The sequence below is a fragment of the Mesorhizobium loti genome (assembly GCA_014189435.1).
Taxonomy (GTDB): Bacteria; Pseudomonadota; Alphaproteobacteria; order Rhizobiales; family Rhizobiaceae; genus Mesorhizobium; species Mesorhizobium loti_G.
This window is the reverse complement of sequence record CP050293.1, coordinates 5,604,340-5,617,305: the sequence shown is the minus strand read 5'-3', so window position 1 is coordinate 5,617,305 and position 12,966 is coordinate 5,604,340. Positions and strand designations below refer to the sequence as shown.

Annotated in this window: 11 protein-coding genes; 8 read left to right on the top strand and 3 right to left on the bottom strand. The window is 64.2% G+C overall.

The features are described 5' to 3' along the window. Positions 1-9: 9 nt before the first annotated feature. Both dgoD and HB777_26830 read right to left on the bottom strand, forming a co-directional pair. On the bottom strand, positions 10-1,158 hold the full coding sequence (dgoD, locus tag HB777_26835; GenBank protein ID QND67183.1) for a galactonate dehydratase: 1,149 nt from the start codon (positions 1,156-1,158) through the stop codon (positions 10-12). 8 nt (positions 1,159-1,166) lie between these two features. Further along, complete coding sequence (locus tag HB777_26830) at positions 1,167-1,907, bottom strand: FadR family transcriptional regulator (GenBank protein QND67182.1); 741 nt, start codon at positions 1,905-1,907, stop codon at positions 1,167-1,169. Positions 1,908-2,108: 201 nt separating this feature from the next. On the opposite strand from HB777_26830, the gene HB777_26825 reads away from it, so the two are divergent. From HB777_26825 to HB777_26800, 6 genes are all read left to right on the top strand, one after another. Next, a complete protein-coding gene (locus HB777_26825; GenBank protein ID QND67181.1) occupies positions 2,109-3,098 on the top strand; it encodes an arabinose ABC transporter substrate-binding protein in 990 nt (329 codons plus the stop codon). Positions 3,099-3,169: 71 nt separating this feature from the next. Then, entirely contained in the window at positions 3,170-4,681 is a 1,512-nt protein-coding gene (locus HB777_26820; GenBank protein QND67180.1) for an L-arabinose ABC transporter ATP-binding protein AraG, read from the top strand. Between the two features lie 10 nt (positions 4,682-4,691). Further along, entirely contained in the window at positions 4,692-5,642 is a 951-nt protein-coding gene (gene araH, locus HB777_26815; GenBank protein QND67179.1) for an L-arabinose ABC transporter permease AraH, read from the top strand. 15 nt (positions 5,643-5,657) lie between these two features. After that, the gene (locus HB777_26810) at positions 5,658-6,437 is read left to right on the top strand and encodes an SDR family oxidoreductase (GenBank protein ID QND67178.1); all 780 of its coding nucleotides are present in this window, start codon (positions 5,658-5,660) and stop codon (positions 6,435-6,437) included. 14 nt (positions 6,438-6,451) lie between these two features. Further along, the gene (locus HB777_26805; GenBank protein QND67177.1) at positions 6,452-8,164 is read left to right on the top strand and encodes a dihydroxy-acid dehydratase; all 1,713 of its coding nucleotides are present in this window, start codon (positions 6,452-6,454) and stop codon (positions 8,162-8,164) included. Between the two features lie 7 nt (positions 8,165-8,171). Continuing rightward, complete coding sequence (locus HB777_26800) at positions 8,172-9,077, top strand: dihydrodipicolinate synthase family protein (protein QND67176.1); 906 nt, start codon at positions 8,172-8,174, stop codon at positions 9,075-9,077. Positions 9,078-9,133: 56 nt separating this feature from the next. Here the strand turns inward: HB777_26800 and HB777_26795 are convergent, their stop codons facing one another. Then, positions 9,134-9,808 carry a GntR family transcriptional regulator gene (locus HB777_26795; protein QND67175.1) on the bottom strand — a complete coding sequence of 225 codons (675 nt, stop codon included), beginning with the start codon at positions 9,806-9,808 and terminating at the stop codon, positions 9,134-9,136. 389 nt (positions 9,809-10,197) lie between these two features. Here HB777_26795 and ssuD point away from each other — a divergent pair, with 389 nt between their 5' ends. After that, positions 10,198-11,370, top strand: a complete 1,173-nt coding sequence (gene ssuD, locus HB777_26790) for an FMNH2-dependent alkanesulfonate monooxygenase (GenBank protein QND67174.1) — start codon at positions 10,198-10,200, stop codon at positions 11,368-11,370. Beyond that, positions 11,367-12,827 carry an NAD(P)-binding protein gene (locus tag HB777_26785; GenBank protein ID QND67173.1) on the top strand — a complete coding sequence of 487 codons (1,461 nt, stop codon included), beginning with the start codon at positions 11,367-11,369 and terminating at the stop codon, positions 12,825-12,827. Before ssuD ends, HB777_26785 begins: the two co-directional genes overlap by 4 nt. The last annotated feature ends 139 nt before the right edge of the window (positions 12,828-12,966 follow it).

Genomic DNA, 12,966 nt, shown 5'->3' with positions numbered 1-12,966 from the left:
ACAATCCCGTCACCACTCGGCGAAAGAACCGTCCTTGTGGCGCCAGATCGGGTTGCGCCAGCGGTGGCCTTCTTTAGCGCGTTCCTTGACATAGTCCTCGTCGATCTCGACACCCAGGCCTGGGCCGTCGGGGATGGCGACATAGCCATCCTCGTAGCGGAAGACATCCTTGTTGGCTGCATAGTCGAGCAGGTCGTTGGCGGCGTTGTAGTGGATGCCGAGGCTCTGTTCCTGGATGAAGCAGTTGTAGCTGACCGCGTCGAGCTGCAGGCAGGCGGCAAGCGCGATTGGCCCAAGCGGGCAGTGCGGCGCCACGGCGACGTCATAGGCTTCCGCCATCGCCGCGATCTTGCGGCATTCGGTGATGCCGCCGGCATGCGACAGGTCTGGCTGGATGATATCGACGACACCTTCCTCGAACACCGACTTGAAGTCCCAGCGGCTGTAGAGCCGCTCGCCGAGCGCGATTGGCGTCGAGCCAAGAGCGGCGATCTCCTTCAACGCCTCGCGGTTTTCGCTGAGCACCGGCTCCTCGATGAACATCAGCCTGTAAGGCTCCAACTCCTTGACCAGGGCGCGCGCCATCGGCCGGTGCACGCGGCCGTGGAAATCGACAGCGATGCCGATGTTGGGGCCGACAGCCTCGCGCACCATGGCGACGCGTTCGACAGCGGCGTCGATCTTGTCATGGCTGTCGACGATCTGCAGCTCTTCCGTGCCGTTCATCTTGAGCGCCAGGAAGCCGCGCGCCACCATTTCCCTGGCGCCGGCCGCGACCTCCGCAGGCCGGTCGCCGCCGATCCACGAATAGACCTTGATCGTGTCGCGCAACTTGCCGCCGAGCAGTTCATGCACGGGCACGCCGAGCGCCTTGCCCTTGATGTCCCACAACGCCTGGTCGATGCCGGCAATGGCGCTCATCAGGATCGGCCCGCCACGATAGAAGCCGCCGCGATGCATCACCGTCCAATGGTCCTCGATCAGGCGGGGATCCTTGCCGATGAGATAATCACCAAGCTCCTTGACCGCTGCCTCGACGGTCAGCGCCCGGCCTTCCACGACCGGCTCGCCCCAGCCGGTGACGCCGGCATCGGTTTCGATCTTCAGGAAAAGCCAGCGCGGCGGAACGATGTAGGTGGTGAGCGAGATGATTTTCATGCGCAGTCTCAGTTGCTCTTGAGTTTCTTGGCGCTGACGAGGTCGCGCGCCGCGAGGTCGAGGATCTTGTTTGCCGCCCCACGTGCCGCATCGACGTCGCGCATGCGCAGCGCCTCGACCACCTCGCGGTGCGCCGCCACGGCCTCCGTGCGCCGGTCGAGCGAAATCACCGCCGTCGCCTCCAGCGAGAATTTCAGCCCTGTGTCGATCAGATTGCCGATCTGGCGAAAGATCGGGTTGTGGCTCGCGGCATAGACGATCTGGTGGAAAGCGATGTCGCTGCGCGAGAAGGCGGCCAGATCCTCGCCGGCGCCGGCCATGCCGCGCCAGGCGGCTTCGAGATCGGCGATCTCCTGCAGCGTCGCGCGGGTGGCGGCGAGTTCCGCGACCAGCGGCTCGATGGCCCGGCGCGTTTCGAGGATGGCGTCGAAGAGCTTGTCGTCCAGCGCATGCGGTGCGTGCCAGGCCAGCACCTGCGGGTCGATGATGTTCCAGTCGTCCTCGTTGCAGACGATCGTGCCGACGCGCGGCCGTGACAGCACCAGCCCCTTGGCCGCCAGCACCTTCAGCGCCTCGCGGATGACGGTGCGGCTGACGCCATATTCGACGCCGAGTTCGTTTTCCGTAGGCAAGGAGGATCCGGCCGGGTAGCGCCCGGAAAAGATGTCCGAGGCCATCGCCTTGGTCACATCGGGCATGACGCGCGGGCGGCGGGTGTCGCCAGGTGCCTTCTTCAAAATCTCGGTCACCTCAGCCCTCCTCCAAGGCGGCGAACCTGCTGGGTTCGCACAATTGGTCCGGCCTTAAAGGATGCGGATGATTTGCGCCAGCGGTCGTTGGTCAGAGCATGTACATTAATTATCATACCAGATCAATTGACGAGTATGATAAAAACGAATAGAGACTCCGGCATCCGGGCTGAGCGCCCGGCCTATCGCTGGGAGGAAATCATGCGACTTTTGAAGACCGCGCTCGTCGCGGGTGCGCTTGCCGTGCTGTCCGTCACGACCATTGCTGCATATGCTCAGGACACCAAGATCGGTTTCATCGTCAAACAGCCGGAGGAGCCGTGGTTCCAGGACGAATGGAAATTCGCCGACCAGGCCGCCAAGGAAAAAGGCTTTACCCTGGTCAAGATCGGCGCCGAGGACGGTGAGAAGCTGATGTCGGCGATCGACAATCTCGGCGCCCAGGGCGCCCAGGGTTTCATCGTCTGCACACCCGACGTGAAACTCGGACCCGGCATCGTCGCCAAAGCCGCCGCCAACAATCTCAAGCTGATGACCGTCGACGACCGTCTGGTCGGCGCCGACGGCAAGGCGCTGGAAGACGTGCCGCATATGGGCATCTCGGCCACCAAGATCGGCGAGGCCGTCGGCCAGGCGATCGTCGACGAGATGAAGGCGCGCGGCTGGAAGGCCGACGAGGTCGGCGCCATCCGAGTCTCCTACGACCAGCTGCCGACCGCCGTCGATCGCGTCGAAGGCGCCATCTCGGTGCTCAAGGCGAACGGCTTCAAGGCCGAGAATATCTTTGACGCGCCGCAGGCCAAGACCGATACCGAAGCTGCCCTCAACGCCGCGACGGTCGTGCTCAACGCCCATGCCGACATCAAGAAGTGGGTCTCCTTCGGCCTCAACGACGAAGCGGTGCTGGGTGCGGTGCGTGCTTCCGAAAGCGTCGGCATTCCGGCCGAGAACGTGATCGGCGTCGGCATTGGCGGCGCGGATTCAGCGATCAACGAGTTCAAGAAGCCGACTGCCACCGGCTTCGTCGGCACGGTGATCATCTCGCCGAAACGTCATGGCTACGAGACGGCGCTCAACATGTATGACTGGGTTGCCAACAACAAGGAACCGGAGAAGCTGATCCTGACCTCGGGTGCACTCGCCAAGCGCGACGACTACCAGAAGGTCCGCCAGGGTCTCGGCATCCAATAATCCTCCCTGTACAAACAGGCGGCGGCTCATCCCGCCGCCTGTTCGCCATGGCACAAGAAGGATCGGCGCCCTTGTCCTTTCTCGACTTCTCGCACATCACCAAGACCTATCCGGGCGTCAAGGCGCTGTCGGACGTCTCGTTCGGCGTCGACAAGGGCGCCGTGCACGGCCTGATGGGCGAGAACGGCGCCGGCAAATCCACCCTGATCAAGATCCTGTCCGGCGACCAGCATGCCGATGAGGGCGAGATCCGCATCGACAGCAAGGTCCAGGCCTATGCCTCGACCCGGGATGCCTTCGACAATGGCGTCATCGTCATCCATCAGGAACTACAGCTCGTCCCCGAGCTTACCGTTGCCGAAAATCTCAGCCTCGGGCGTTTCCCCGCCAACGCCGGCATCATCGCCGGCCGCCGGATGCTGGACGACGTCGGCGCCAAGCTGAAATCGGCCGGCATCGACATCGACATGCGCCGCAAGGTCAAGACGCTGTCGATCGGCGAACGCCAGATGGTCGAGATCGCCAAGGCGATCATGCTCGACGCACGCGTCATCGCGCTGGACGAACCGACCTCGTCGCTGTCGTCGCGCGAAAGCGAAATCCTGTTTGCCCTGATCGACCGCCTGCGCGGCGAGGGCAAGGTCATCATCTACGTCTCGCATCGGCTCGACGAAGTGTTCCGGCTCTGCGACAGCCTGACCGTACTGCGCGACGGCAAGCTCGCGGCGCACCACGCTTCCTTGAAAGGCGTCACGCGCGACCAGGTCGTCGCCGAAATGGTCGGCCGCGAAATCTCTGATATCTGGGGCTTTCGCCCGCGCCAGGCTGGAGATATCAGACTGAAGGTCGAGACCCTGTCCGGCTCGAAACTGAAGACGCCGGCCAGCTTCGAGGCTCGCGCCGGCGAGATCGTCGGTTTCTTCGGTCTGATCGGCGCCGGGCGCTCGGAACTGATGCGGCTGGTCTATGGCGCCGATCCGCGCTCGGGCGGCACCATCACTGTCGACGGCAAGCTGGTCCGCGCCACCGATCCGCGTGGCACGATCCGGGCCGGCATCGTGCTGTGCTCGGAGGATCGCAAGCATGACGGCATCATCCAGGGCCGTTCGATCGAGGAAAACATCAACATCTCGTCGCGGCGCCATCACACGCGCTTCGGCGTGCTCAACCGCGCCAGCGAGATCGCCACCGCCGAAACCTTCATCAAGAAGCTCAAGGTGCGCACGCCGTCGCGCAAGCAGGACATCATCAACCTCTCCGGCGGCAACCAGCAGAAGGTCATTCTTGGCCGCTGGTTGTCCGAACAGGGCGTGCGGGTCCTCATCGTCGACGAACCGACGCGCGGCATCGATGTCGGCGCCAAATCGGAAATCTACGAATTGCTCTACCAGCTTGCGCAGGACGGCATGGCGATCGTCGTCGTTTCGTCCGAACTGCCGGAGGTGATGGGCATCTGCGACCGCATCCTGGTGATGTGCGGCGGACGCGTCAGCGCCGAACTCACCCGCGACCAGTTCGCCGAAAGGGCGATCCTGGCCGCCGCTCTCCCCGATCAGAAAACTCCCGACGCGATCGCATCCTGAGGACTTTGGCATGACCGACCAGTTGAAGAAAATCCTGCTCGGCGAACAGGGCCTCGTCGTCATCTTCGTCGTTGCCTTCGCGCTGGTGTCGTTGCTGGTGCCGAACTTCCTTACCGACCGCAACATGCTCGGCCTGCTGCAGTCGGTGGTCACCGTCGGCATCGTCGCCTGCACCATGATGTTCTGCCTTGCCGCGCGCGACTTCGACCTGTCGGTTGGTTCGATCGTCGCCTTCGCCGGCATGGTCGCGGTGATGGCGTCGAATTACACCGGTTCGATCCTGCTCGGCCTCCTGGCGGCAATCGCCTGCGGCGCCTTCGTCGGCTTCATCAACGGCGTCGTCATCGCCAAATTCCGCATCAACGCGCTGATCACCACTTTGGCCACCATGCAGATCGTGCGCGGTCTTGCGCTGATCGCTTCCGACGGCCGCGCCGTCGGCATCAACAGCCCGGATTTCTACCAGCTGGCACTGTCCAAACTGCTCGGCATACCGACGCCGGTCTGGGTGCTCGCCATCCTGTTTTGCATCTTCGGCTTCGTGCTCAACCGCACCGTCTTCGGCAAGAACACGCTGGCCATCGGCGGCAATCCGGAGGCCTCGCGGCTTGCCGGCGTCAATGTCGACTGGACGCGCATCTGGATTTTTGCGCTGCAGGGCGTCGTCTGCGGCATCGCCGGTATCCTGCTGGCGTCGCGCATCACCTCGGGCCAGCCCAACGCGGCGGTCGGGCTGGAACTCTCGGTCATCTCGGCCTGCGTGCTCGGCGGCGTCTCGCTTGCCGGCGGCCGCGCCACCATGTCGGGCGTCATCGTCGGCGTGCTGATCATGGGCATCGCCGAGAACGCCATGAACCTGCTCAACATCCCGGCCTTCTACCAGTATATCGTGCGCGGCGTGATCCTGCTGCTTGCCGTGCTGCTCGACAATCTGCGCTCGTCGGCACTGGGCCGGCGTTAGGCTGGAGGGATAAAAATGGCTGAGCGCCTTTCCGGCAAACGCATCTTCCTGACCGGCGCCGCGCAAGGCATCGGGCTCGCCATCGCCGAGGCCTGCCTTGCCGAAGGTGCAAGGCTGTTCCTGGTCGACCGCGATGGTGCGCTGCTGGACAAAACGGTCGCCGGCCTCGCCGCACCGCAAGGCCATGTCGGACACCTTGCAGCCGACATCAGCGACGGAGCTGCGATTGCCGCCGCCGTCAGCCAAGCGACCGTCGAGATCGGTCCGATCAACGCGCTGATCAACAATGCCGGGGTCAATGTGTTCTCGACGCCGCTCGAGGCGACCGAGGAAGAATGGAACCGCAATTTCGACGTCAACGTCAAGGGCGCCTGGAATTGCAGCAAGGCGGTGCTGCCGGGCATGATCGCGAGCGGCGGCGGCGCCATCCTCAACATCGCCTCGACGCACAGCTTCACCATCATCCCGCACACCTTCCCCTATCCGGTCGCCAAGCACGCGCTGCTCGGCCTGACCAAATCGCTGGCGCTCGAATATGCGGCGCAAGGCGTGCGCGTGAACGCGCTGGCCCCGGGCTATGTGGAGACGCAGAAGGCCATCGACTACTGGAACAGCTTTCCTGATCCGGCAGCAGCACACGCCAACACCATGGCGCTGCATCCCGGCGGCCGCATCGCCACGGCGCGTGAGATCGCGCTGGCTGCGGTGTTCATGATTTCCGACGAGTGCCCGTTCATGAACGCGGCCACGCTTGTCGTCGATGGCGGGCTGAGCCAGCTCCAGCATCCTGCCTGAATTCCGGGAAAACCATGACCAAGAGACGATCGCAGCACTGGTTCGGCGGCCTCGGCAAGGATGCCTTCATCCACCGCAGTTGGATGAAGAACAACGGCCTGCCCGACGACGCCTTCGACGGCCGGCCGGTGATCGGCATCTGCAACACCTTCTCCGAATTCACGCCTTGCCACGTGCATTTCCGTGGCCTGATCGAACACATCAAGGCAGGCGTGCTGGAGGCCGGCGGCTTGCCGCTGGAGTTCCCGGTCTTCTCCTGCGGCGAGTCCAACCTGCGCCCGACGGCGATGCTGTTTCGTAACCTCGCCTCGATGGATGTCGAGGAGGCGATCCGCGGCAATCCGATGGATGGCGTCGTGCTGATGGCTGGCTGCGACAAGACCACGCCGTCGCTGGTCATGGGCGCGGCCTCCTGCGACCTGCCGTCGATCGTCATTTCCGGCGGGCCGATGCTCAATGGCCGCTTCCAGGGCCGCGAAATCGGCTCCGGCACCGATGTCTGGAAATTCTCCGAGGATGTCCGCGCCGGCGTGATGAGCGAGCAGGATTTCGCCAATGCCGAGAGCGCCATGTCGCGCTCGCCGGGTCACTGCATGACCATGGGCACCGCCTCGACAATGGCCTCGATGGTCGAGGCGCTCGGCCTGGCGCTGCCCGGCAACGCCGCCTATCCCGCCGTCGACGCGCGCCGCAGCCGCATTGCCCGCATGAGCGGGCGGCGCATCGTCGAGATGGTCAACGAGGATTTGCGCCCGTCGGCCATCCTGAAGAAGGCGGCCTTCGCCAACGCGATCCGCGTCAATGGCGCCATCGGCGGCTCGACCAATGCGGTCGTGCATCTCATCGCCATCGCCGGCCGCGTCGGCACCGAGCTGACGCTGGACGATTGGGACAGATATGGCCGCGATGTGCCGACCATCCTCGACCTGATGCCATCGGGCCGCTTTCTGATGGAGGATTTCTGCTACGCTGGCGGCATTCCGGCGGTCATGAAGGAGATCGCCGATCTGCTCGATCTCGACGCGCTGACGGTCACCGGCAAGACCGTGCGCGACAACATCACTGATGCCCAAAATTACAATCCCGAGGTGATCCGACCGCGCGACAAGGCGCTCACTTCGCAGGGCGGCATCGCGGTGCTGCGCGGCAATCTGGCGCCCGACGGCGCCATCATCAAGCCATCAGCCGCGTCGCCGGTTCTGATGAAGCATCGCGGCCGCGCCGTCGTCTTCGAGGACATCGACGACTACAAGGCGCGCATCGACGACCCCCTGCTCGACATCGACGAGACGTCGATCATGGTGCTGAAGAATTGCGGCCCCAAGGGCTATCCGGGGATGGCTGAGGTCGGCAACATGGCATTGCCCCAGAAGCTGCTGAAGCAAGGCGTCCGCGACATGATCCGCATCTCCGATGCTCGCATGTCCGGCACCGCCTTCGGCACTGTCGTTCTGCATGCCGCACCCGAAGCCGCTATCGGCGGCCCGCTGGCGTTGGTCAGGAGCGGCGACATGATCGAACTCGATGTCGAAGCGCGGAAATTGCATCTCGACGTTTCGGAACAGGAGCTCGCAAAGCGGCGGACATCCTGGGCTCCGCCGCAGCCGGCGATGCGCGGCGGCTATCAGGGGCTTTACGTCGACCATGTCCTGCAGGCGGATCGTGGCGCCGACCTCGATTTTCTCGTCGGAAGCCGTGGCCATGCCATCCCGCGCGAAAGCCATTGAGGTCCGCGTGACAAAGTTCAAGCCCGATGATTTCCACGGCATTCACGCCATTCTCTACGCGCTGTTCGACGAGAATGAACGGCTAGACCGCGCGGCGATGCGCAGGCAGGTCGAGATCTGCCTGGCGAGCGGCGTGCACGGCATGGCCGCACTCGGCCTGGCGACGGAAGTCGCCAAGCTGACCGAGGCCGAGCGCCGCACGATCATGGACTGGACGGCGGAAGACACCGCCGGGAAAGTGCCGCTCGCCTTCACCATCTTCGGCGCTTCGGTGGCCGAGCAGGTGGCACAGCTTCGCCATGCTGAAAGCGTGGGAGCGGATTGGGTGATCCTGCAGCCGCCGCCGGTCGGATCCTATGGTGCGCCGGAATACATCAAGTTCTTCGGCCGCGTCGCCGAGGCGACCGACCTGCCTGTGGCGATCCAGAACGCACCAGCCTTTTTCGGGCGCGGCCTGTCATCGGACGAAATCCGCGACCTCGTCACGCTGCATCCCAACATAAGGCTGATCAAGGGCGAGGGTCCGGTCACTGACATTGCGGGATTGATCGAACGCACCGAAGGCCGGATACCGGTTTTCAACGGACGTGGCGGCCTGGAGCTGATCGACAATTTCCGCATTGGTTGCCGCGGCATGATCCTGGCGCCTGATGGCATCGACCTCGCCGTGCGCGCCTGCAATGCGTTCCGGGCCGGTGACGAAGCAACGGCCGAGGCCGAGTATGCAAGAATGCTGCCGGCAGCGGTCTTCGTCATGCAGGGCATCGAAAACCTGATCTGCTACGGCAAGCGGCTGTTCGGCGCTCGTACCGGCATCCCGATACACGACCGGGCTCCCGCGATGCGACCGAGCGAGGTTGGCATGGCGATGGTGGCGCGCTTTGCGGCTGGCCTCGGCCGGTTGCCGGGCTAAGCGGCAATTCCCGCTAATAGGTCGTCCGCCCGACCCGCGACAATATCAGCGGGAGGCTAACCGAGGAGGTCGGCTGCGACATCCAGCGTGTTGCGCAACGACGTCTCGAGATGGCGTTCCATCGCTTGCGCGGCGCCTTCGGCGTCGTGATGCCTCAAAGCCTCGAAGATGGCTTCGTGCTGCTCGATCGTCTGTTCGCCATAGCCGGGCTTCGGGATGACGAGGTGGCGGCCGCGATCCATCTGCGCCTTGGAGATGTCGACGGCTCTCCAGATCATCGGCAGGCCGCAGATTTCGGCGATGGTGCGGTGAAAGACATCGTCGAGTTGTATCGCGGTGGCATATCTGCCCTGCGATATGGCAAGCCGGTGCGCTGCCATATTGTCTTCCAGCAATTCGCTGGCTGCCAGTGAGAACTTGGCGGCCGCGCGCCTGGCGCTTTCCATCTCCAGGGCTCGGCGGATGACGTAGGCTTCTTCCAGGTCGGCCCGGCTGATCGGTGCGACATAGGTGCCGGTCTGCGCCAGGACGTTGACCAGACCCTCGTCGCTGATGCGCTTTACCGCTTCGCGCACCGGGGTACGCGAAACACCGAGCGCTTCAGCGATGGCCACCTCGTTGATCACTTCGCCTGGCCTCATCTGCCCGACGACGATCAGGTTGCGAATCTGGTGATAGATCTGATCGCGGAGCGGAAGAGCCCTATTGAGCGCCGAAGGATCCAGGTCCATGGGAAATCCGTGGCTTAAGTCGCCGGAAATGGTCAGTTTAGAATGAAAATCAGAAAGCCTCTAATACGAGGGGCGGCTCGGGCGTGCAACTCGCCCATGGCTTCCGGAATCCGATGCCGAGGACAACAGGCCAGCCGCCGGGGGAGGGACCTGGCCGCCCGAGGAAGGCGTGGCAGCCAGTGAGTTCGCGTTCGGGCGGATGGAGAGAATTTCTAATTCCGTCAGCGGATTTGGAATAAACTAACTCTACAGAATTTATGGAATAAGCAATCTGCACTGGCGATCTGGTTTCCACCCGGACAGGACCACGCCATGCCTAATCTTTTGCGCCTGCGCTCAACCACAGCAGGCATAGCCGGCCGCCTCCGTCAGCACACGGGAGGAAGACCATGACCAAAGACATTCCAGAACGCATCAAGGTGCTCTGGTTTCTGCCGACGCATGGCGACAGCCGCTATCTCGGCACGACAGAAGGCGGCAGGGCCGTCGATCTGCCCTATCTGACGCAAGTGGCGAAGGCTGCCGACACGCTGGGTTACTACGGCGTGCTGCTGCCGACCGGCCGGGCATGCGAGGATTCCTGGGTGATCGCATCGGCTTTGGTGCCGCTGACCGAGCGCTTGCGTTTCCTCGTCGCCGTGCGGCCGGGCCTGCAATCGCCGACGCTGGCCGCGCGCATGACGGCGACGCTGGATCGCATCTCCAACGGGCGCCTGCTGATCAACGTGGTCACCGGTGGCGATCCGCTGGAGAACAAGGGCGACGGCATCTTCCTGTCGCACGCCGAGCGCTATGAGGTGACGCAGGAGTTCCTGCAGATCTACAAGCGGGTGCTGAGTGGCGAGACGGTCGAGCACGACGGCAAGCATTTCCGCATCGAGGATGGAAGGCTGCTGTTTCCGCCGGTGCAGACGCCCTATCCGCCGCTCTATTTCGGCGGCTCGTCCGACGCCGGATCCGTGGTGGCGGCGCAGGAGATCGATAAGTATCTGACCTGGGGCGAGCCACCCGCCGATGTCGAGCGCAAGCTGGACGGCGTGCGCGAACTGGCCGAGAAGGCCGGCCGCAAGCTGTCTTTCGGCATTCGCCTGCATGTCATCGCGCGTGAAACGACCGAGGAGGCCTGGGCCGCCGCCGACAGGCTGATCAGCCGCCTCGACGATGCGACGATCGCCTCGGCGCAAAAGGTTTTTGCCCGCATGGATTCGGTTGGCCAGGCGCGGATGAGCGCGCTGCACGGCGGCAATCGCGCCAAGCTCGAGATCGCGCCCAACCTCTGGGCCGGCGTCGGCCTGGTGCGCGGCGGTGCCGGCACTGCCCTTGTCGGTGACCCCGACACGATCGCTGAGCGCATCGACGAATACCGGCGCCTCGGCATCGATACCTTCATCCTCTCCGGCTACCCGCATCTGGAAGAAGCCTATCGCTTCGGTGAGCTGGTGCTGCCGAAACTGCCGACCGATCATCCGGTGAAAGTTGCTGCTTCGTCCGTCAACACCGGTCCGTTCGGCGAGACCATCGCCGGCGACCACCGGCCGAAGTCGCTCGCCAGCGCCTCGTGAACGCGCTCCCTCCGGCCCGTCGGTTGCGCGTCGCCATAATCGGCGGCGGCTTTTCCGGCGCGGCGCTGGCCTGGCACCTGGCGCAACTCCATCGGTCGGAGCGCATTTCCATTTCTGTGATCGAGCCGCGACCCTTGCTGGGCGGCGGCCTTGCCTACTCCAGCGAGGAGCCGTCGCACCGGGTCAATGTCCCGGCTGTCAGAATGAGCATGGCTCCCGACGATCCGCAGCACTTTGCGCGCTGGTTGGCCGGCAGTGGCGAGCTCGAGCGCGACATCGACGCCATCTGGAAAAATGGCGACGCCTATCCGCGCCGGCGCGTGTTCGGCCGCTATGTCGCCGAGCATCTGGCGCCCTATCTCAGTTCCGGCGCTGTCCACCATGTTGAAGGTTCCGCCACCCGTGTGACGCGTGATGCCAGTGGCACGGGCTGGACCGTGCGCACGCCAAGTGGGCCAATTGGCGCCGACATCGTCGTCCTGGCAGCGACGCATCCGCAGCCTGGAATTCCCACCGCGCTGACCTCGCTGTCGGAAGCGTCGGGTTTCATCGCCGATCCATACGCGCCATCAGCACTTGCCGGGATCGGTCCGGACGCGTCGGTGTTGATCGTCGGCTCGGGACTGACCTCGGCCGACATGGTCGCCGAACTCGACCGCCGAGGCCATCGCGGCCGCATCCTGTCGCTGTCGCGCCGCGGCTTACGCTCGCGCGGCCACCCTGACATCAGGGGCGAGCCCTTCGGCGACTTTGCCTCGGCGCCGGCTGCCACGGCGCTTGGCTTGCTCAAGACCATACGCGCGGCACTGGCCTCGGCGCGTGCGGCCAATGTCAACTGGCAGTCCGTTTTCGACCAGCTGCGCCTGCAGGGTCCTGTGGTGTGGGCCGCACTTGCCCCGTCGGAGCGGGCAAGGCTGGTGCGCCAACTGCGCGTGTTCTGGGACGTGCATCGCTTCAGGATCGCTCCGCAGGTCGCTTCCGTGCTCGACCGGCGTCATGCGGCCGGCACATTCGACACCATTGCCGCCAGGCTTGTCGCATCGAACGATGAGGACGGTAGCCTGGCGGTCAGCTTTCAACGGCGCGGGCAGACGCGGATCGAGACGACGCGCTTCGATGCCGTCATCAACACCACCGGTCCGGCCCATGGGCAGGCGCTGCGGCTGAACCCGGCGCTAAGCTCGCTGGCTGAGGCCGGGTTGATCAGGACGGACCAATACGGGCTGGGCATCGAGACAAGTCTCGACAGCCGCGCCGTCGGCCGGGATGGCAAGATAGTCTCGACACTCTTCGTTGCCGGTCCGCTGGCGCGAGCGACTTTCGGCGAGCTCATGGGCCTGCCCGAGGTTGCCCGCCATGCCCAGGCGGTCGCGGCCGAAATTACGAAGCTGCTCGAAACGCTGCCGTCGACTGAGGCTGTCGGCGCCAATGCCACGCTCGGGCCAGTCACGAGCTGACCCCGGCAAGCCGGCTCGGCCTGATGAAATTGGTATTTCCGTCCCAAGAGGGCCTTAAAAACGGAAAATCCTTCTTTGTATATATATTCTATAAACATAATAAATATTGGGGAAGCCGGCGCGGCCGGGGCGATCAACG